General features: G+C 47.9%; 23 protein-coding genes. 6 read left to right on the forward strand and 17 right to left on the reverse strand.

The features are described from left to right. Genes EHO60_RS11975 through dapA form a run of 8 tightly spaced genes read right to left on the reverse strand, consistent with a single transcriptional unit; the run spans position 1 to position 4863 of the window. Entirely contained in the window at positions 1–261 is a 261-nt protein-coding gene (locus EHO60_RS11975; RefSeq protein WP_210409363.1) for a hypothetical protein, read from the reverse strand. A 22-nt stretch (positions 262–283) separates the two neighbouring features. Then, positions 284–667 (reverse strand): bactofilin family protein, encoded by a 384-nt coding sequence (locus EHO60_RS11980; protein WP_135768421.1) that lies wholly within the window; start codon positions 665–667, stop codon positions 284–286. A gap of 10 nt (positions 668–677) precedes the next feature. Beyond that, entirely contained in the window at positions 678–899 is a 222-nt protein-coding gene (locus EHO60_RS11985; RefSeq protein WP_135768422.1) for a tetratricopeptide repeat protein, read from the reverse strand. A gap of 4 nt (positions 900–903) precedes the next feature. After that, positions 904–1284 carry a holo-ACP synthase gene (gene acpS, locus EHO60_RS11990; protein ID WP_135768423.1) on the reverse strand — a complete coding sequence of 127 codons (381 nt, stop codon included), beginning with the start codon at positions 1282–1284 and terminating at the stop codon, positions 904–906. Beyond that, positions 1281–2327, reverse strand: a complete 1047-nt coding sequence (locus EHO60_RS11995; protein ID WP_210409368.1) for a CdaR family protein — start codon at positions 2325–2327, stop codon at positions 1281–1283. Before EHO60_RS11995 ends, acpS begins: the two co-directional genes overlap by 4 nt. Beyond that, positions 2323–3147, reverse strand: coding sequence for a diadenylate cyclase CdaA (gene cdaA, locus EHO60_RS12000; RefSeq protein WP_135768425.1), 825 nt, complete (start codon positions 3145–3147; stop codon positions 2323–2325). The genes EHO60_RS11995 and cdaA overlap by 5 nt, the downstream gene beginning before the upstream one ends. A 14-nt stretch (positions 3148–3161) precedes the next feature. Next, positions 3162–3968: a 4-hydroxy-tetrahydrodipicolinate reductase gene (gene dapB, locus EHO60_RS12005; RefSeq protein ID WP_135768426.1), complete on the reverse strand. Its 807-nt coding sequence runs from the start codon at positions 3966–3968 to the stop codon at positions 3162–3164. A gap of 10 nt (positions 3969–3978) precedes the next feature. Continuing rightward, positions 3979–4863 (reverse strand): 4-hydroxy-tetrahydrodipicolinate synthase, encoded by an 885-nt coding sequence (dapA, locus tag EHO60_RS12010; RefSeq protein ID WP_135768427.1) that lies wholly within the window; start codon positions 4861–4863, stop codon positions 3979–3981. Between the two features lie 134 nt (positions 4864–4997). On the opposite strand from dapA, the gene EHO60_RS12015 reads away from it, so the two are divergent. Together EHO60_RS12015 and EHO60_RS12020 are read left to right on the forward strand one after the other, a co-directional pair. Further along, positions 4998–6008, forward strand: a complete 1011-nt coding sequence (locus EHO60_RS12015) for an MraY family glycosyltransferase (RefSeq protein ID WP_135768428.1) — start codon at positions 4998–5000, stop codon at positions 6006–6008. Positions 6009–6051: 43 nt separating this feature from the next. Continuing rightward, positions 6052–6504, forward strand: coding sequence for a MarR family winged helix-turn-helix transcriptional regulator (locus EHO60_RS12020; RefSeq protein ID WP_135768429.1), 453 nt, complete (start codon positions 6052–6054; stop codon positions 6502–6504). 2 nt (positions 6505–6506) lie between these two features. Here the strand turns inward: EHO60_RS12020 and EHO60_RS12025 are convergent, their stop codons facing one another. From EHO60_RS12025 to EHO60_RS12050, 6 genes are all read right to left on the reverse strand, one after another. Beyond that, a complete protein-coding gene (locus EHO60_RS12025) occupies positions 6507–7277 on the reverse strand; it encodes an enoyl-CoA hydratase/isomerase family protein (protein WP_246028286.1) in 771 nt (256 codons plus the stop codon). Positions 7278–7352: 75 nt separating this feature from the next. Beyond that, a complete protein-coding gene (locus EHO60_RS12030) occupies positions 7353–7853 on the reverse strand; it encodes a tetratricopeptide repeat protein (protein WP_167880214.1) in 501 nt (166 codons plus the stop codon). A gap of 264 nt (positions 7854–8117) precedes the next feature. Next, positions 8118–11186, reverse strand: coding sequence for an efflux RND transporter permease subunit (locus tag EHO60_RS12035; RefSeq protein WP_135768431.1), 3069 nt, complete (start codon positions 11184–11186; stop codon positions 8118–8120). A 31-nt stretch (positions 11187–11217) separates the two neighbouring features. Continuing rightward, positions 11218–12336 (reverse strand): efflux RND transporter periplasmic adaptor subunit, encoded by a 1119-nt coding sequence (locus EHO60_RS12040; protein WP_135768432.1) that lies wholly within the window; start codon positions 12334–12336, stop codon positions 11218–11220. Continuing rightward, a complete protein-coding gene (locus tag EHO60_RS12045; RefSeq protein ID WP_135768433.1) occupies positions 12333–13628 on the reverse strand; it encodes a TolC family protein in 1296 nt (431 codons plus the stop codon). Before EHO60_RS12045 ends, EHO60_RS12040 begins: the two co-directional genes overlap by 4 nt. An 8-nt stretch (positions 13629–13636) precedes the next feature. Continuing rightward, the gene (locus EHO60_RS12050) at positions 13637–14716 is read right to left on the reverse strand and encodes a hypothetical protein (RefSeq protein WP_167880210.1); all 1080 of its coding nucleotides are present in this window, start codon (positions 14714–14716) and stop codon (positions 13637–13639) included. 431 nt (positions 14717–15147) lie between these two features. On the opposite strand from EHO60_RS12050, the gene EHO60_RS12055 reads away from it, so the two are divergent. From EHO60_RS12055 to EHO60_RS12065, 3 genes are read left to right on the forward strand one after another with little or no spacing between them, the layout of a single operon-like run. After that, the gene (locus EHO60_RS12055) at positions 15148–15828 is read left to right on the forward strand and encodes a response regulator transcription factor (RefSeq protein WP_135768435.1); all 681 of its coding nucleotides are present in this window, start codon (positions 15148–15150) and stop codon (positions 15826–15828) included. 3 nt (positions 15829–15831) lie between these two features. Then, complete coding sequence (locus EHO60_RS12060; protein ID WP_135768436.1) at positions 15832–17202, forward strand: ATP-binding protein; 1371 nt, start codon at positions 15832–15834, stop codon at positions 17200–17202. Positions 17203–17239: 37 nt separating this feature from the next. After that, positions 17240–17953, forward strand: coding sequence for an MgtC/SapB family protein (locus tag EHO60_RS12065; RefSeq protein ID WP_135768437.1), 714 nt, complete (start codon positions 17240–17242; stop codon positions 17951–17953). Between the two features lie 30 nt (positions 17954–17983). Here the strand turns inward: EHO60_RS12065 and EHO60_RS12070 are convergent, their stop codons facing one another. The 3 genes from EHO60_RS12070 to EHO60_RS12080 all read right to left on the reverse strand — a co-directional run bounded on the left by EHO60_RS12070 (position 17984) and on the right by EHO60_RS12080 (position 19995). After that, the gene (locus tag EHO60_RS12070) at positions 17984–18901 is read right to left on the reverse strand and encodes a hypothetical protein (RefSeq protein ID WP_135768438.1); all 918 of its coding nucleotides are present in this window, start codon (positions 18899–18901) and stop codon (positions 17984–17986) included. 284 nt (positions 18902–19185) lie between these two features. Beyond that, complete coding sequence (locus tag EHO60_RS12075; RefSeq protein WP_167880211.1) at positions 19186–19416, reverse strand: hypothetical protein; 231 nt, start codon at positions 19414–19416, stop codon at positions 19186–19188. A 198-nt stretch (positions 19417–19614) separates the two neighbouring features. Beyond that, positions 19615–19995 (reverse strand): TIGR04452 family lipoprotein, encoded by a 381-nt coding sequence (locus EHO60_RS12080; RefSeq protein ID WP_135768440.1) that lies wholly within the window; start codon positions 19993–19995, stop codon positions 19615–19617. Between the two features lie 360 nt (positions 19996–20355). On the opposite strand from EHO60_RS12080, the gene EHO60_RS12085 reads away from it, so the two are divergent. After that, entirely contained in the window at positions 20356–20772 is a 417-nt protein-coding gene (locus tag EHO60_RS12085) for a hypothetical protein (protein ID WP_135768441.1), read from the forward strand. Positions 20773–20789: the final 17 nt, after the last annotated feature.

Genomic DNA, 20789 nt, shown 5'->3' on the forward strand with positions numbered 1-20789 from the left:
TTACCCCTTTTTTAGTACGAAGAACAATGTCGCCACAAGTCCCAAGAGACTCGCAGGGGTAACTTGAACTTCGACTTTGATTACGTAAAGTTCCAGCCGAACGGCTTCCTGGAGCAGGTAGACGGAAAGGAAATGAATCCCTAACAAGCGATCGATTAGAACGCCTAGTACGGCTCCCACCAAGGAACCTAGGACAATGGCAAGGGCGATTTTTCCCGCTTTTGCGCCGTCCATGGGTCGTTTCGGGCTGGTAGATACCAATTTTGCAGAATTGGCCTAGAGGTCAATCCTTATTGGGAAGGATCATTTCGCAGTTACCGTCGAATACCACTCCATCGGCGATCTGCAGTTTGGCCGTTTTGATATTTCCGTTCACTTTTCCGGTAGGAAGCATTTCCAATCTCTGGGTGGCGATCACGTTGCCGGTGATTTCCCCACCCACAACCACGGTGCCTGCCTTGATATTTGCCCGGACTTTGGCCCCTTCGCTTACCAAAAGGAAACCTTCCGATTCGATTTCCCCATGGAATTCGCCTAGGATCTCCAATGGTCTACGGAAATTCAGAATCCCGGAAAATGCAGTTTCCCTTCCCAAAACGGTAGATATGGCTCCGTGTTCGGTGACTGTACGAATGGGTTTTGTTGCGGTTGCTATTTTTTTGGTCATGATACCGAGGTTATTTCGTTTTCATTTCGAAGACTCCGTCCCAATCCTCGGGAGGAGGTTGCGCGATGAACGCTTCGCAGCGTCCTATGTATTTTTTGGACGGTCCGTCTCCAGGAGTGATTTCCAGAGCTTTTTTGAACAGCCCGAGGGCGTCCGTGAACTTTCTGGTCTTGTATAGCTGTAGACCCTCGTTATAGAGGCGAAGAGTTTCCTTGAAAGACTCGGAGACCATACGTTCACTCCTTATATAGGATTACCACGGCAGTGGAATAGTTCTCCGCATGGCTAATGGAAACGGAGACGCCGCTATAACCTTTCTCGAGGAACAATTCTTTCGATTTTCCGTGAAGTACCAATTCTTTTTTTCCGAATTCCTTTCCGAAAAGCTCGATTTCACGCATGTCCAATGCGACCTTATCCCCCGCTTCTATGGCCTTGATAAAGGCTTCCTTAACGCAAAAGCGGCCGCTCAAATGAGGCACCGGATCCTTTCGGCCGTTGCAATACTGGATCTCCGTCTCCGAAAAAACTCTTTTTAAAAAACGCTCTCCGTGCTTGTCCAAAAGATCCCGGATGCGGTCGTTTTCCACGATATCGTTTCCGATCGATATTTTCATTCTTCCTCGGGCTCCGGCAGAGGTTCTTCCGAATTCTGTTCCGTCTCGCCTTCCGTCGGCTCCTCTCCGGTCTCTCCGTCCAGGTCCGGTCGGATCCGGTACAAAATGGAGATCCTGTCCGGAAAGAAACTTTGTATGTCCACGGATTTCAGAGAAGGCGCTTTTGTTAAACGAACTTTAGCCATTACCGGCTTGCTATCGGGCAAAAGTTTTTTCGCCTTCGGGTCGTATTTGTGGGTACAGGCGACCGTAGCCGATAAGCCCTTGATGATCTGGATACTCCTCAGCGGAGTTTTTGACTGTAATTTTACGGAAATTTCCTGCTCGGAAAATTCCGCCTCCAGACTTTTATCCAAGGTCTGGCATTTTATCGGAACTCCGAGTACGATGCTTTCTCCCGGCGTGGAGGAAATCGCGATGATGTTTACCCGGACCGAGACTTCCTTTACGTTATCCCGATAGCGGACTCCGGAAGGAAGTTCGGGAAGTTTTTGTTTTATCGTAAAAGATTCGGTTTTGTCCTTCAGGGAAATGGACGGGATGGAAATTCTCCCGATTTTTTCCAAATGGGCGTGACTTCCCACCACGGCGAGATTGGTCGGAGAGATAAAATGCGAGGATTTAACGTAATCCTTGGGAGGATCACCGGAGAATTTCACTTCTAAAGGAAGGTTTCTGGTAATGCTGGAATCCACTAGGATTTTGACCTTGTCCTTTAAGCGAGTCACTCGGAGTCCGGCAGGAACTCCTCCGATGCGGACAACATTCACAAAGTTCTCCCCCGGATGCAGATCCGTGGCGGAAATATAAGCCTTTAGTGATGGAGAATAGAAATTTACGTAGTCTCGAACCCCCTCCACCTTGACCGGAAACGTAGTATCGGATCCCTTTGCGATCGCCATTCCTCCGGAGAGTTTCGGATAATCGATCTTAATATTCACTTCCCGCACTAGGATCTTGGAATTCTGAAGATTGATATAAAATACGATCGCGAGGACCAGGGAGCCTAACTTGGCTTGCCAGTTATTCAGGAGGGCCTTAATCACTTTGTTCCTCCTTTTCGTCCCCTTCCCCTTTTTTCTCCGGACCGGATTTCTTTTCGTGAAGAATCGTATTCAATAGATTCTTCAATTCTATGGGTTTGACCGGATGGATCATTTCTCCGTCGTGACAGACGGAAATCTCTCCCGTTTCCTCGGAAGTCACCACGACCACTGCGTCGGATTCCTCCGCGATTCCGAGCGCCGCCCTATGCCTTGCCCCCATTCTGGCATCGTCCATATTCTGGGCCATGGGCAAAAACGCTCCGGCGCAGGCGATCCTGTTCTGCTCTATGATCACCGCGCCGTCGTGAAGGGCAGTATTCTTTTTAAAGATCGTAAGTAGTAAACTCGTCGAAAGGACCGCATCTAACTGGACAGACTGTTCCGTGATTTCCTTAAGGCTGTGTTCACGGACGATCGCGATGATGGACCCGGTCTTGTTCTTGGCCATGATTTTGGCCGCTTCTACGATTTCGTCCAGATCCGTAACCGTTTTTAAAAGGAAGGGGCGGAAGAACTTCAACCGGGCCATATCTCCCGTGATCTTACGAAGTTCCGGTTGCAATAAAACAATGATGGCGAATACGAGCGCGGGACGTATATTATCGATGATCCAGTCCAAAAGTTCGAACTCGGCGTATTGGGCGAAGATTCCAAGGAGCCAGATGAGCCCGATTCCCAACAATAACTGGACGCCTCTGGTCCGGCGAATGGTCGCATAAAATTGGTAGATCAGGAAACTTACGATCAGTATGTCCAGGATGACGTTGATCCCGAACCGATCGTTTTGAAAAAGGGTAATATTCTTAAAGAACCCCATCGTCCTCTTTTCCTTTAGAGCCCCAACACGGAGAACATATCATATAGACCGTTTTTTCTTCCTACTAGGAACTCCGCCGCCCTTACGGAACCTACCGCAAAAGTCTTTCTGTCCTGAGCCTTATGGGAAATCTCTATCCTTTCCTCCGGCGTAAAGAAAAAGACGGTATGATCTCCGATCACTTCCCCGGCCCGGAAAGAATGGATCGCGATCTCTTTCGGATCCCTTTCCGGTAAAATTCCGTGTCTGCCGTGGATCACGTCCGATTCGGATCTTCCCAAGGTTTCCAATAGAATCGCCTTCAACTTTTCGGCGGTTCCCGACGGAGAGTCCTTCTTGTGACGGTGGTGTATGTCCTGGATTTCGATATCCGCCAAATCTCCCATGACCCTGGCCGCGATTTCCGTCAGTTTAAAAAGAAGGTTCACTCCCACGGACATGTTGGGGGAATAGACGATCGGAATTTTCGACGAGGCATCCATCAGTAATTTCTTATGTTCTGCGGTGATTCCGGTCGTCCCGACGACCACCGGCTTTCCCGCCGCAACACAGGTGCGGAGGACTTCCTGTAAAACTTCACGAAGAGAAAAATCGATGACCGTATCCGCCTCCGACACTGCCCTTTCCAAATCGCTGGTGAATAGGATCCCGTTCGGCTTCAGTCCGGAATTTAAACCGGCATCCAACCCGAGACATACCGACTCTTTTCCGACCACTGCGGCCGAAAGTTCGGATTCTTTCGACTGGGAGAGCACCTGAATGATGGCCTTCCCCATCCGGCCCGAGGCCCCGATTACCGCGATTCGATTTTTTCCCGCCAAGAATTTCCCCTTAATTATAACCTTTCTCGATCAGGGAGACGACGGTCTTTTTCAATTTTTCCGCCGCAGCATTTTGGGTCAACGAAGTCAGGGGAAGACGAATCTCCGGGCTACAATGACCTTGCCAACTCATGGCAGCTTTGATCGGAATCGGATTCGTTTCCGTAAATGCAAGCGCGAACAAATCCAAAAAATCGTAATGAATCCGTCTAGCGGTCGTTAGGTCTCCTTTGCGAAAGGAATCCACCAACTGAACCAGACTAGAGGGAAATAAGTTCGAAATCACGGAAACCACCCCCACTCCGCCGACCGCCAAAAGCGGAAGAGTCAGGTTATCGTCTCCGGAAAGCACGGTCATTTTTTCCCCCACAAGGGAGATCAACTTGGACATCTGTCCCAAATCTCCCGTTGCCTCTTTCATGGACCGGATCCTCGGGTGCTCCGAAAGCCTAAGAACGGTCTCGGGCAAAAGATTCACACCGGTTCGTCCCGGAATATTGTACAACATGATCGGTACGGAAGAATGATCGGCGACTTCCTTAAAATGAAGAAACATCCCTTCCTGGGTGGGTTTGTTATAATAGGGATTCACTTGCAGGATTCCGTCCACCCCGTCCTTGCAGGCGGCTTTCGTCAGCTCCACCGCCTCTCTCGTGGAATTGGATCCGGTTCCCGCCACGACCTGGATTCTTCCGTTGACGGTCCGAACCGTCTCCCGAATGAGTTCCGCATGTTCTTCGTGCGAAAGGGTCGGAGACTCCCCTGTCGTTCCACAAGGTACCACGCCGCTCACGCCTCCCCGAATCTGCTTTTCTAAGAGCGAAAAATAAGCGTCGTAGTCTATTTTTCCGTTTCGAAAAGGAGTGATGATGGCCGTATAAACGCCTTGAAACATAATTTGTAAATTCCTTAGCCGGGGAGGATTTGGCAATAAAAATACCCTCGGATTTCCCTTCCGCGTGCTTCCCCGGTTCGCGAACCGGATTCCGAGTTGCCTGGAGTCCGTCCGTCGCAATTCTGGGTTTGTCGATGCACGTTTCTACGGAACTTCTGGTCTATTATTCCACGACTTTTTTACTCTCCTTAGGTCTATGCAGGCTCTATATAGGTTCGAGACGGATTTCGATTTCGGACATCCCGAACGAACGTAGCATGCACCAGGCCGCGACCAAAAAATCGGGAGGGATCTGGATCTTTTTTTCTTCCAGCCTGATTCTTGTCCTATGGAGTTATTTCGGCCGCTCGGAATTTCCTTTGCATTGGTGGACGGGAGTCTTCTTCTTTTTTTTGGTCGGATTTGGGGACGACGTAAAGGGCTTAAGCCCGTATTTGCGTTTCGGGGCCGAGTTCGTATTCCTGATCGCTTGGATCGGCTTGGCTCCGTTCCGGATCTCTTTGTTCGGAATGGATCTTGGAGTTTCGCCGGGAGGTTACGGAGAGATCGCGCTCATTTCCCTCTACCTTCTCTTTTTCGTGAACCTCTGCAATTTTATGGACGGTTTGGACACGTATCTGGCATCCAATCTCGTATTTACCGCTTTTGCAACGATCCTTTTGACCGGTAACGATTTACCGTTTTCTTATCTATCCATCTTCGCCGCGCTGTTCGGCTTTTTGGCGTGGAACCTTCCCAAGGCGAAATTGTTTCTGGGGGATTCCGGTTCCCTATTTCTGGGTTTCGCTCTCGGCGCACTTCCTTTCTACGTCCAAGGCAAAAGGCCGTTCGAAGTTTCCGATTTGTTCTTCTTAGCTCCCGTATTTTTTACGGACGGTCTGCTTACGATCCTCGTCCGGCTGAAAAAAAAGGAGAATATCTTCCAGGCCCATCGCATCCACTTGTACCAACTCTTCGCTGTCCGTACCCACCACAAAGGATTCGTTGCGTTTCTATTTACTCTCGCGAACCTTCCCGCTCTTCTTGCCTGGGCTTTTCTTCCGAGATACTGGTCTTTTTTCGTCTCTCTGGTTTTGTATTTTCTGGCGTATTCGTATTTCAGAAGATTCATATCCAGAACGCCCGTTTTCGAGAAGAATCCGTAGATCACTTGACGAACTTAGGGCGGAATGAAATCTTCTCGGAGTCATGTCGTCCTCGGGAAGGTTTCAATCCGTCAAATATCTTCCTCGCCTCGCGGAATTTCTGAATAACGAAATCGAGAAAAGCCTAAAGGAAGTGGAGGATTTGCAAAGTCTCTCCGCCTCTCATTTCGAAATTCTGACCTTTTTACTTCGAAAGCAGAAAACGAATATGTCCTTGATCGCCACAGCGATCCACAGGAAAAAACCCACCGTTACCGTGCTAGTCGGCAAATTGGAAGAGTTAGGTCTGGTGAAAAGATATTCTTCGGAAGAGGATAAACGGGAAACGAATATAGAACTCACGAGAAAAGGGAAATCCCTGAAGAGAACCGCGTCCAAGATAGGATCGCGCGTTCTCTCTCTGAAACTTTGGGGTTTAAATCTCCAAGAGTCCGAACAACTCTTCGATTTATTAGAAAAAATTTATACTCATCTCAGAAATTCCCGTAAGATCTAGGTTTATTTTTCGAATTCGGGTCTTCTTCCTGTTATGGAAGCCGCCACTCCTTCGTGTGCATCTGAAGTCCTCAGGCTTTCCTTGGTTTTTTCCTTATCATATTTAAATATTTCCGCAAGTTCCCGGTTCAGATGCCTCATCCCTTCTTTGGAAGCTCTCACCGCGGACCGGGAATTTTTGGAGATTTTCTTGGCCAATTTAGAGGACGCCACTTTCAGCTCCGAAGACGTCTGGTAGACTTCGTCCAGCAATCCGATCTCGAACGCTTCCGAACCCTTGTACATATCCCCGGAAATGATATGTTGTTCCGTTTCTTTCCAGCCTACGATATTCGCAAGCATCCGAGCGACGGAGGCCGGAACCCGGATTCCGATCTTGACTTCGGGAAGTCCCATCCTGAGATTCGCCAGTCCCATGCGAAAATCGCTTGCAATCGCGATCATCGCGCCGTACCCGATCGCGTGTCCTCCGACTTCGGCGATGACGGGCGAAGGGAAAAAATAAATCTTTTCCAATATTCCGAAAAAATGATTTAGAAAAGGAGACAGATCCTTTCGGCTCTCCTCGGAATTCAATTCCGAAAGGTTCAAACCTTGGGAAAAAACCCCTTCCCTATCGCTAGCGATTACGAGCGCGCTCAACGTCGATTTTGCCGCGCCGTCCAGAACTTCCTCCAACTTACGGAACTCCGCTAAGGTAAAGCTGTTCCTTTCATCGGTATTTAGTCCGATTCTCCCTATGCCGTCCTCGACCGCAAAACGAATGGAATCCATCGCCACCCCCATTTAGTTAGATATCTCACTATTTGGACCGAAAAAATCTTGTAAAGGAATTTTCTCAGCTAGATTTCAGTTATATCTTGCCATTAATTTTTTCAACCCGAGCAGCGCAGGCTCGTAATCCGGATCGATTTTCAATGCGGCTTCGAACTCCTTTTTGGCCCGGTCCAGGTACCCTAGGCTCTCCCAACAGCAACCTTCGTTGAAATACGGATAGATCCGAACTTCGTATCTAGGTGCGGATTTGGCCTTTTGTAACCAGGGGACCGCGTCCAAAAACTTCTTTTGTTGCATCAGATAGACGCCTATATCGTTGTACGGATTTCCGAGCTTGGGATCCGTATCTATGGCGCGGTGGCAGTATTCGATCGCCTTTTCCGTTTTGCCAGCCAAGGAATACACCCAACCCAGAAACGTCCAGGCCTCGGCGGTAGGACGGAGGGAAAGGCTTTTTCTATAGTAAAAAGAAGCCCGCTTCAGGTCCCCTTCCGTTTGGAATTTGTATCCTTCCAAAAAGTACTGCTTCGCGTCCTCGTTCTCTCCGAATGCCCGTAAATACATAGGGTGGATCATTCAACCTTCTCCTCTACCGAACGAGTCCAAAGCTCGGATTCATTTGCGAACTTTTATATATGAAGGAAAAAAGGCTAGGAACTTGGATTCATTCGGTCGCCGTTCCGGGCAGTCTAGGTTAGAAGACATATGTTTACCAGTATTTTTCGACCGAGCTTCGAATTTTAAGGCATTCCGTTCCAAGTATATTACTACTCTTAACAAACTAAATGGGTTCGCGGGTTAACCGCTTAAACCCTTCCCTTCTATCCGACTTTAAGATCACTTCCTGCCTTGAAAGATGGTTTCTAAACGGTAATAGATGGCTGGGATGATGAACAAAGTCATTCCTGTGGCGGTAAACAATCCGTACACGATCACCGTAGCCAAAGGTCTTTGCACATCGCTTCCGATCCCTGTCGCGAGGGACGCGGGTAGCAATCCCAGGGCGGCGACCGTTGCCGTCATCAAGATCGGCCTTAATCTGCTCGTAGCCCCTTGGATCACCAAGTCCTTTAGAGGAAGCCCTTTGCTTTTGAGTTCGTTTAGATGCGAAACCATGATGACTCCGTTCTGGATCGCCACCCCGAATAATGCGATAAACCCTACGGAACTAGAGACGTTCAGGGTCATTCCCCTCAATATGAGCGCAATGAGTCCGCCTAATAACGCGGCGGGAACGATCAAAAGAAGGAGCGTAGCGTGTCTGAAGTTTCCGAACGCGGCATAAAGAAGGACGAACATCACGGAGATCACCAAAGGAACGATGATCGCGAGTCTTTTATTGGCCCTTTCCTGATTTTCCAACTGCCCTCCCCAGACGATCTGGTATTTTTCCGGGTCGAAACGGACGTTCTGCTCTATGTTTTCTTTGGCCTCTTTGACAAAAGAGGAAAGATCCCGTCCGCTTAGATTCACTTTCACGGTCAGGTGCCTACGGTTTCCTTCCCGGGTGATCGTGCTTTCCCCCGTGGTCAATTTCACTTCCGCTACTTGGAATATCGGGATCTTGGCTCCATTAGGCGCGGTTAAGGTTAGGTTTCCTATCGCCTCCGGAGTATTCCGAAAACGTTCCGCATAACGCACGGTGATATCATATCTTTTTTCCCCGATAAAAAGTTCCCCGATCGCCTGCCCTCCGATCGCGTCTTCCACAAGGTCGGATACGTCCGAAACGTTTAGACTGTATCTTGCAGCGATTTCCCTGTCTATCCGCACTTGGATTTGAGGCAAAGGAGGTTCCTGATCTATCCCTACGTCCGAAGCTCCATGGGTGGATCTCAGTTGGCCCATCACCTTCATCGTCAGTTCCCTGGTTTCCCGAAAATCTTCGCCGTAAACTTTCAGAACCAGCTCACTATGAGCTCCGGCAATCTTATCATTGACGTTATCTATCATGGGCTGGGAAAAACTGACGATATAGCCGGGAAGGGTCGCGTATTTCGCTCTCAATTCGCCGATGAGTTCGCGCTTGGTCTTACCGCTTTTCCAGGTGTCGTACGGTTTCAGTCCTACGGAAGCCTCTATATGGGAAGGAGTCCAAGAATCCGTTCCGTCGTCGTTCCTTCCGAGCTGAGTCACCATGTGGGAGACTTCCTCGAATTTCAAGGTTTCATGACGCAACTCGTCCGCCATTTCCGAACCCTTCGCGATGGAAATTCCCGGAGGAAGCTGTACTTGCAGCCAGATCGATCCCTCGTCCAATTCGGGAAGGAAGTCCTTTCCGATAAAGATTCCGAAAAAGATCGTCAGAACCAATGCGCCTCCGAAATAACGGAAAACTTTTTTGGGGGAATCCAGAGTGGACTTTATTACGGATTTATACTTTTCGGAAAGTCTTTCCAGCCAGCGGTTATGGTAGAGTTTCTGAGGCTTTCGGTACATGATATAAGCCAAACCGGGAATCAAAGTCAATGCCACCAAAAGCGCGCCTGCAAGCGCATAGCCGACCGTATAGGCCATAGGAGTGAACAATTTCTTTTCTATCCTTTCGAACGCGAACAAGGGAAAATACGCGGTGATAATGATGATCGTCGCAAAGAAAATCGGTTTCGCCACTCCTGCAGTCACCGTCGCGATGTCCGTGACGGTAAGCGTCCGATCCGAATCCTCTTCCCTCGCTTTCAAAACGCTTTCCATCATTACGATGGCCCCGTCTACGATGATGCCGAAGTCTATGGCTCCCATGGAAAGAAGATTTGCCGGAATTTTTGTGAAGTTCATCAGGATAAAAGCGATGAGGAGAGAAACCGGAATCGTGATCGCAACAAGTACCGCTCCCCGCACATTCCCCAAAAAAACCACGAGTACGATGATCACCAAAGCGATCCCTTCCAGTAAGGTTTTGGAAACCGTATTCAAGGTCGTTTTTACGAGATCGGTCCGGTCCATGTACGGAACCAACTTCACGTCCTTAGGAAGAAGGCCGTTATTCAGTTCCGTCACCTTTTCGTGAATTCCCTTCAGCACCACGCTCGGGTTTTGGTATCTTAATAGGAGTACGATTCCGGAGACCACGTCGTGATTCGAATCTTTTCCCGCGATCCCCTTTCTCTCCAGGTTACCGTATTTCAGTTCCCCTAAATCCTTCAGATAAATGGGAACTCCCTTGTTCGACTCCACTACGATATTTCCGAGATCCGAAAGAGAGCGGATACGGCCGATACCCCGGACCACGTATCCGAGATCCCCCATTTTCAGAAGACTACCGCCGGAATTCGTATTATTTTTTTGTACTGTATCGATGACCTGCGAGAGCGAGACGCCGAATTGGGTCAGACGATTCGGGTCGATCTCCAATTGGAACTGAGTGGTAATCCCTCCGAAATTGGAGATGTCCGCGACTCCCGGCACTTGCTTCAGCTTGGGAATGACCAACCACTTCTGCAACTCGCGCAATTCCCTGACATCCTTGGAATTCGATTCCAAAGTGTATCTGAAAATCTCGCCGATGGGGGAAGTGAGCGGATCCAATTCCGGTTTTGCACCGGAAGGGAGAGATACCCCTTCTATCCTTTCCTTGATCCTTTGCCGGGACCAATAGTCTTCCACTCCCTCCTGAAACACGAGAGTGATGATCGAGAGCCCGAACGTACTTTTGCTTCTCATCACAGACAGACCGGGAGTTCCGTTCAGTGCGCGCTCCAACGGAATCGTGATCTGCTCCTCGATTTCTTCCGCGGCCCGACCGGGAAATTGCGTGATCACCTGAGAAGTCACGTCCGCGATGTCGGGATAAGCCTCGACCGAAAGTTGCTGCCAAGAATAGAATCCGAAAACGCAAAGCAGAATAAAAAGCGCTATGATTAAGATTCTTTTGGAAATCGTCGAGTTTAAGTAATTGAAGATCATTTTATCAACCGTTCTCCCGGAATTTGCGGAGCTATTTCATTTTCAGAAGATAAAAAGTACCTTCCGTGATGATCTCGTCCCCGTCCGAAATTCCGTCGGTGACCACGATCTCGTCCTGAAAAGAATCGGAATCGTCCGTTACGATTTCCCTTTTTTCGAAATTCCCATCGGATATTTTCAGAAATACGAATTTCTTATCGTTTTCCTGAATGATGGATTTTGCCGGGATGAGTAGCGCCTTGCCCACTTTCGACCGGAAGGTCACGCTGGCAAACATGCCCGGTTTCATTTTCCTCTGAGGATTGTCGAATCCGACCCGAACTTTCACGGTTCTCGTTTCCACATCCAGAATATCGTCTATGTACAGTACTTTTCCCTCGAAGCGATCCTCCGGATAAGCGGATATGCGGGCGATGCCGTCCTCGCCCTCGGCGAGAAAGCGGATATCTTTTTCCCTCACATTCGCAGTGATCCAGACGCTGGATAAGTCGGCGATGGTGATTAGGTTTTGGTTCGGATCATTATGATATTCCCCGGGAGCCAATCCCATGGAAATCACCCTTCCCCGGATCGGAGAATACACCTTCAAAGGTTCGCCCAGACTGGTTTTTTCAGGATCGATATTGTAGATTTTTAGTCGCGCCTCCGCTTGTTTCAATTGGCTCTTTGCGACTTCGAAGTTCGTCTTCGTTTGCTCTACGTCCTTCTTCATCCCTACGCCGTTATCGAAAAGATCCTTTTGGCGATTCATATTGATCTCCGCCTGTATGATCTCGGCCTTTGCACTGAGGTAGTCCTTCTGCGCTTGAGCCAATTCCGGAGAGTCTATCGTAAACAAAACCTGTCCGGGTTTTACCGAGTCTCCAAGCTTGACATATATATTGATGATTCGTCCCACCAAAGGAGGGGTCACCTTCGCCATCTTCGTGGAGTTGGCCTCGACGGAAGCGGGGGCTTGGACCTCCTTTCGGAAGTCCTTCAACTTGATCCGGCCTGTGGACAATCTTCCGCGAAGAGTGGAATTTTCAGGCAGGGAAATCCTGTTCCCGTCTACAATGAAGTCCTCCGGAAACGGCTCCTGTTTTTTCGCCTTCTTGCAGGAGACGAGCACGATCAAAAGAACGGGAAGGAGTTTTATAAAAGTTTTCATAGTTCTATTTCCCAAATGCCCGCCGCTCTTTGGAGTTCGACCACCTTGATGGCGTAGTTTTTTAGATCTTGGTAATACGTGAAATATACGCTGTTCAGCATTCTCTGCGCGTTTAGAACGTCGAATAAGGAGGCGTTTCCTCTTTGAAAGCTGTACAACCTTCCCTTATACACTTTTTCCGCGTCGGTTAATATGCTTGAATTATAAATTTTTAATTGTTCGCTGGCGAGCTGGTATTGGAGATAGGCCCGCTTGACGTCCACTTCCGCCTTCAACTTAGCGGCTTCGAGGTCCACTTCCGATTGGCTGATCCTATGCCTAGCCGCCTCCAAATCCCCAGTATACATGTTCGAAATCGGCATCGTGATTCCGAAAAAATAAGTCAATGCGTAGTAGGCGGGAGAAGGTCCCGTAGCGTTCGTGGATCTCGTATAAAAGTTGTTCGCAACTTCGAAATTGAAGTTCGGCACCCGATCCGCGACCGTCAATTTTTGGTTGTTGCCTGCGACGATCTTATTGTATCTCGCTGCGATCACATCCGGACGTTTTTCCAAAGCGTAACGGATCAATTCGTCCATGTCGTATTTCTTAACTTGAATATTCAAATTCCCTTTCGGATAGAGAAGAGAACCCCTGTCCTTTCTGCACATCAATTGATTCATCGCCAACAAAGCCGCCTTCAGGTCCGACTGGGAGGTCAATAAATCGTTCTTCATCAAGTTCGCTTCGATCGCGGCCTGGGTCACGTCCGTTTCGGAAGCGTCTCCGAATTTCAATTTGATGGCGGTGGAATCCACCAATTGCTGAAGGCTGCGAAGGGACTCCTCTTTCCTTTGTATGGTCAAAAGGATGGAAAGGGAATTCGCGTAAGTGATCGTGGCGTCCGCACGCAACTGGAGCAGAAAGTCCGCAAACAACGCCCGGGATTGGTCCGCTACGCTTGTGGCCAAATTGACCCTCGCGGACCGTTTTCCTCCGAGCTCTATGGTACCTTGGAAACCCGCGTACCATTGTTGGGGAAGATGCTTATTGGAAATGTCCGCGGATTGGTTCCCGACCACGAAGTTCGGATTCGGAAACTTTCTGGCGACGTCGATCTGCGCTTCGGAAATATTCACCCCGTATTTTCTGGATGCGAGCTCGTAATTGTTGTTCAATACATCGCTCAAATAATCCCCGAAAGGAATCTCCGGATTGGAGGAACCGATGGCGAGAGGATCCTGCCCGAAAGAGGGGGAAGGAAACGTCCCGAGGAAAAATAACGAGAAACCGATAAAAGCGCTCTTTTTCATCTTTATCTTCAGAATTGTATCGGATAATACAACGTAAAAGAAACGTTAACTATATCCGCCTTGAATCCGTGGTCAGCGGAAAAAGACGGAACCCCCAGAGTCATCTTTCCCTTTAGCCCATAAACCATGGGAGTCTCGAAGAAAAGCATGAATCCTGTCCCTATCGCGTTTTTTTGATGGATCTTCTTTCTAGGATAGACGCTCAGAACGAGCGCAGTCATCGGATCCACTCCCCAAAAATTCACCAGGTTCTCGTAGGTGATCAAATCCGATTTTCGCGGGGAATACCCCTGAGCCATCAGGAATGCCGCCATAGTGGGCGTGTCCAACTTTTGCGAACTCAGAAGGAAGGCGGACTGCACGGGCAGGTCCACTACCCCCGACAAAATATTATAAGCGGTCAAGGTATTGATGTATGCAGAAGAATTCAATCCCGTGTTTGGGTCCGCCGATGCGGACGCGATCAAAGGCTGGTACCGGTTCTTGATGTACATGTTCCCGCTTTCGTTTACTACGGAGACCCCCACTCCTCCACCGAACCGAAAGCCGTCCGAATTCGGCCTTCCCCAGAAAAAAGCAGGCAACAGGATGGAATAATATCCGTTCGCATTCGTTCCTACATCCTCTCGCCTGGTCCGGTTTTGGAGCCTGGTATTGATGAAGTTATCCAAACCGTAGTTGGTAGTACTCACATTGTCCGGAATCGAATCCATCTCCTGGTTGTCGAAACTGAACGTGGTCGTATGACTCAAAAGCTGTACGCCGAAGTATTCGGAAAGGGCTAAATCCCTGGACTTGAGCTCCAAAAAAAGATTCGGTTTCACATAATGACCTTGGGTCTGCAACGCAACATAATCGTGGCGCCGAACGGAACCCGTAGCGTGAGAAAAACCGAGCCCTAGATTGACGGAAAAATATTTCGTCCTGTATTTTTCTTCGGCTATATCCTTTCTCTTCTGCTTGTCCGCTAGACTTTCCGAGGTATATTCCTGGATCATATCGTCCCACTTCGAAGCGGGGGATTGGTCCGGAGCGGCTTGCGCATGTAGACTAGAGATGCATACCGTCCCCCACAGTACGAAACACAATGCAAACGCCTTCGGAATCGGAAAAAATCCGGGAAGAAGAATCCGCACGCAAGATCCGCAGTTTTGGAAGGCGTAAAAAAAGGAAAACGAGGACGGATATCTGCGAAGAAGAAACATTTCGACCGCTAAAATAAGATATTAATGCTTGGGTTTCCGATAACGGCTACTCGCAAAGCCATCAAAATATGTCGAGCCGTCGGAGCGATTTCTTTTCGGGTTTTCCTGGAAATACGCCTATTAAAATTTCCTTAGAAGGTCTTTAGAATTTTATTAGAGAAAATCCCATCAAAAACGGATCGAAAAATCGATCGCTCGAAGTCGACGGACCTCCCGCAAAAAACAGTATTTCAATTTACGATTCTTCAACGTCGATAAATTGTATTACTGTAATCTTATTTTGTCGCAAAAGCGGAAAACTTAGAGTTATTCGAATGCATATATTGGTAATAGAAGACGACGTTCGAGTCTCCGAACTGATCAAACGCGGACTGGAAGAAGAAGGCTTCTCCATATCCACGGCGTACGACGGAGAGATGGCGAGCAAAATCGCCGTACAAAACGACTTCGACCTGATCATCGCAGACATCATACTTCCGAAGATGAACGGAATCGAGTTATGCAAAATCATTCGAAATTCCAAGCCGGAGATTCCGATCATTATGCTCACCGCTTTGGGAACTACGGACGACAAGGTGGAAGGGTTCGATGCCGGAGCGGATGACTATCTGGTAAAGCCCTTCGATTTTCGGGAACTTCTGGCGAGAATCAAGGCGCTTCTAAAAAGAAACCAAGCCCCCCTAAAATATCCGGGAGATCTATTGAAGTATTCGGATCTGGAAATGGACCTAAAAACCAAAATCGTCCGCCGGGGAGGCAAAGAGATAGATCTTACCCCGAAGGAGTTCAAATTTCTCGAATTTCTGATGAGGAACCCGGATAGAGTCCTTTCCCGAGCCGAAATTTCCGAAAAAGTCTGGGAAACCTCCTTCGATACTGGTACGAATTTTATAGACGTTTACGTGAACTATCTTAGAAAAAAGATAGATAACGATTTTGAAGCGAAGCTCATACATACCAAACCGGGAATGGGATTCATCTTCAAAGAAGGCTGATCCGTGAAACTTAGGAATAAACTGACCCTGATTTTCTCCTCCATAGTGGCGGTTCTTCTGCTCGGCTTCGCGGTCTCCATCTATATCACGTATTCCGAAGATAGAGAGGAGGAATTTTACAAAAGACTAAAACAACTCGGAATGACCAAGGCGGATCTGCTCATCGGGGCCAAGATCAACCCGCAGTCGTTGCAGTTGATCTACGCGAGCGCTCCGAACTCCTATTTTCAGGACGAGGTCGCGATCTACGACAAAGATTTCAACCTTCTCTATCACGACTCTTCCGATAACGACAAAGTCAAAGAGTCCAAGGAAATGTTCGAACGGATTCTCAAGGAAAAGGAAATCCATTTTTACACGAATTCCATCCAGGCCGTAGGATTCGTATACCATCACAGCGGGTCGGACTATATAATCACCGCAGCAGCGGTGGACGGATACGGATTGGCCATCCTGAAAAAGTTCAAATACAAGCTCGCATTCGGATTCCTGATCTGCGTCTCCCTCACCTTCCTGGCGGGCAAGATATTCTCCATCCAGGCTCTTCGGCCGGTTACGGATCTAGTCACGAAAACCGAAGAGATCACCGCAAAAAACTTGGACCTCCGCGTAAACGAAGGAAACGGAAAGGATGAGATTTCCAAACTCGCAAGAACATTGAACAGGATGCTGGATCGATTGGAAAAATCCTTCGAATCGCAAAAACATTTCGTTTCTCATATATCGCACGAGCTGAGGACTCCGCTATCCGCTTTGATCACCGAGTTGGAAATATCCAAGAATAAGGACAGAGGCGTGAGAGAATACAAGCAAACGATCTCTTCGGCGCTGGAAGATGCCAAAAAGATCGTTCGCTTAATCAACGGACTGTTGGATTTGGCCAAGGCCAATTACGATTCGTCCGAAATCGGGTTCAAATCCCTACGCCTGGACGAAATCCTCTTGGACGCGCGACAGGAATTGATCAAACAAAACGCCAATTACAGTTTGAACCTACATTTCGCGAGCGATTTCGGAGACGACCTGAACTTCATATCCATTTTGGGAAACGAGTATCTTTTAAAAGTGGCCTTTTCCAATCTAATGGAAAACGGATGCAAATTCTCCGAAAACAAACAATCGACGGTTTCGATAAACCGGTTTAAGGAAAAAACGATTCTTACTTTTACGGACAACGGGGTCGGAATCAAAGAATCCGAGATTCCGAAAATCTTCGATTCGTTTTATAGAGGCTTTAATTCCAATTTCGCTTCGGGTAACGGAATAGGATTGGCTTTAGTGAGTCGGATCGTGCAATTGCACGGAGGAACGATCGCGGTAAAATCCGAGGAAGGCTCGGGCTCTTCTTTTATCGTGGAACTTCCGCATAGATAAGAAATAAAATTCGGAACAAAGGATATCGAAGATAAGAATGGAAGCCTTTCATAAAATCAATTTCGCTTCTTTGATAGATACTCTCATAAGTCTCGGTGCCGCCTTCGTATTGGGGGGCTTGATCGGATTAGAGAGACAGTACCGACAACGCACAGCCGGCCTGAGAACGAACGTTCTTGTAGCAGTCGGAGCAGCCATCTTCGTGGACGCGGCGAATCGTCTCCACGGACACGAAGGAGCGATTCACGTCATCGCTTATGTGGTCTCGGGAATCGGCTTTTTGGGAGCCGGAGTAATCATGAGGGGAGAAGGAAACGTGCGCGGATTGAATACGGCCGCCACTCTATGGACCTCCGCTGCAGTCGGCGCCTGCGCCGGAGCGGATCTTCTGCTGGAAGCTTTTTTAGGTTCCGCATTCATTCTGGCGACCAACACTTTATTGCGCCCGATCGTAAACCGTATCAACCGCCAACCTCTGGACACACGATTTGTGGAAGTGACGAATATCGTAAAGATCATCGCCGTCCGGGAAAGACACAAGGAAGCCTTGGAATTTTTAGAACAACTTCTGGAGGCCAAAGGCTTTCCGATACGCGATCTGATCATACGCCCATTCGGGTCCGATTCCGTGGAAATCCAGGCCGTGCTCGTATCCAGTTCCGTCGAAAGCGAGGAGCTAGATTCGCTGATAGAACATCTTTCTGCCCAGGAAAGCATCGCCCAAGCGTTCTGGACGAGCGCGATGGAGTAAAAAGTTCCGTGAAGAAAGTCCGGAAAAGTTCTAGGATTTAAAAAACGATTTTTTTATATCCTGAATATAACCTTTCAGATAGGAGGGAAAATTTTCCGGATTCCTCCGATGATCGATAACCAGTTTCGATCCGCTACTGTGGAGCACCTTTTCGATTTCATCTTCGAATTTCTTGCGCGCGACTTCGAACTGATTCGGGTACAGTTTACTTAAGAAAAACCTGTTTATTTCCAGAATCACGCTCGAGATTTTCGGATGTCTCATCTCTATTCTAAAATCCAGAAGGTCCGCGTTGAACAGGGAATATTTTTCCAACGGAATCCAGGTGACCCAGAGAAATATGAGGAGGCCGAAGATGGAAAAAAACGTTAAGTGAATTCCCAATAACGGTAGAACTAGAGTAAAGACGACCGAAACGAATCCCCCCACAGAAACGCCCGTAAACATATAAATCGAGTGCAGTCGGACGAAATGTTCCCCTCGAAGAATGTTTCGGATCATCACGAAAAGAGAAACCAAAATCGTTCCGATGATATATCCGCAATAGGGAAAGTAATACTGGAAATTTCCCCGGAAAACGCTTTCCCCATTCTCGGCAATGAAAGGCGAAAGCCTCCCTTCCCAAGACAGCCAAAGGAAATATACGATGACGATCGTATGAAAGATCGTAAGCACCAAAGGAGGGTTCTTCGGATCCACCGGGCGGGTATAATTGTAAGTGATATAGGTAAGTAAGACAGGTACGAATAAAGGAAAAACCGTGATGCATTGGATCATCGTCCACCGGAATCCGGGAAAAAGATCGTAATCACTCCAAAAAAGGGAAAATCCCCAAAAGGACAAGGTGAAAGCCATCAAGGCAAAGGCTTTGCTTAAATTGGTACGATGGGAATATTTATAGAAAAAGACCGCCGACCCAAATATGAGTCCGAACATGATGAGTCCCATTCCAGCCTACCTAAAAATCAATAATATTCGGAATCGAAAAAGGAACCATTCAGACATCGAACTGACACCTTCTTTGAACGCCTAAAGTAATTTTTAATTCCTGCGTTTTTTTGGCGTCAACCGACTTTTCCTGCCATGTTTTCTTTCGGGACGAAAAAAGAAAAAATCCCTGAGATTCGTTTCTGCCCGACGAGCTCGGATTCGAAAAACAAAACCCTGTAGTTCGATTCTTTCACACTTCCTCGAGTGTAGAAAATCCGAACTCCAAGGTCTCCAAACCTAGGTTAAACCCTCTTGCTCTTCAATCTGCTCAATAGATCGCCAACCCCCACCGCTTTCAACTTCCTCTCCAGCTCGTCGACCTCTTCGACTAGCTTCTGCATTTCGGAAAAAACCCGGTCAAATTTTTTATGATACGAAATCAATTTGGCAAACAGCCCTTTGATCTGTTTGATCCTTCCGCTCGCGCTCAATTTTTCGTGCCGTTTTCGGAACTCTTCCACTTTTTGAATCATTACAATTTCCTTGTCGGAGAAACGCAAATTCTGTTGTTTCTTCATACGAATACCCATAAAAATCAATCCGACTCCATTTATTTTTTATAATATTCAAAGGACGAAAAAAACGGGGCGTTCAGCCCCGAAACGTCTTCGATATCTTTGATACTTATCTTTAAGCAACGTAGCAATTGTTGGTTAGTTCGAATTCGGTGCTTATAATATGGCCGGATTCGCTTGCAATTTCGAGCAGTCGTTGTTTGTGGCGACGGTCAAGGAGGCGCTCATCACCGAAAGCCCGAGGATCCGTATATCCTGAACGCATTTGTCCACCGAGGTCTTACCGTAGTATTTGCTATCGTCTATATTCGCAAAAATTTCAGCCAAGTAGGAATCTATCATCGCTACTGCAGCCGCGCTCGACGAGTCGGACAAAACGGAATTATAATAAAGAAAATCGGAACTGAACGCTGCGTCGTGAATCTTGCTTTTCACTACGGATCCTTTGTAGGAGTTGGTAGCGCCGGTGGAGTCCAATGCGGTACAGTTCGAAGCGAAGAGGCGGAACGTCAGAGGGAATATTGTTTTTTTCACCATAATTTAGCAACTAAAACACCCCAATTAACATACAACCATTTAATAGTATTTTATTAAAAAATTTTACGTTCAGATCCTCGCAATCGACGAAACATATGTATACCGAAATTAGATGTAAGAACGACCTCCTTTCTCCTGAAAGAATCCCCGAGGTCGCGTCTAAATTTAAAATATTCTAATACAGAATATATTACGATGAGCGCCTCTGAAAAGGCGGATCTAATCGTATATCAACTCCCGTTCGAATCTTCCCGGTCCATCCGCAGAAAAATGCAGAATCGGGTCCGAAATTTCTTGAATTCAAATGTATAAATGTCATATATCTCCCCTGAAAATCAACAGACCCGAATGGAGAAACACATGATTCGATATGGAAAAACGAACCTCGTCGCAGGCTTGGCCGCGATTTTTTTGGCGGCAATGGGCGGATTCGCTCTTGGCGCCACATTCGATGCCAATTCTGTAAAAAACGGAGAACACGTACTGAGTATCGTGCGTTTTTACCTCCGCGAGGGACACTCCCACGGAATGCCGATCGCTATGTATAATATGCTGGTCGGACTCTGGATCGATAAGGTAGCTCTTTCGGATAGAGCGAAGTCAATCGCATCTTGGGCGGCGGTGGCGGGACTCTTATTGCCGGTGGGTCTGGCTGCGAAAGGAGCAGTGGGAGCCCCCGTCAATTTTCCTCCAGTAGGACTTCCGGGAATTCTCGGAATGTTCATCTCCATTCTAATGCTTCTTATCGGCGCAATCCGGATGAAAAAAACGGCATAAAGCCGGAAAACGGTTCT

The sequence above is a fragment of the Leptospira fletcheri genome, from assembly GCF_004769195.1.
GTDB classification, from domain to species: Bacteria; Spirochaetota; Leptospiria; order Leptospirales; family Leptospiraceae; genus Leptospira_B; species Leptospira_B fletcheri.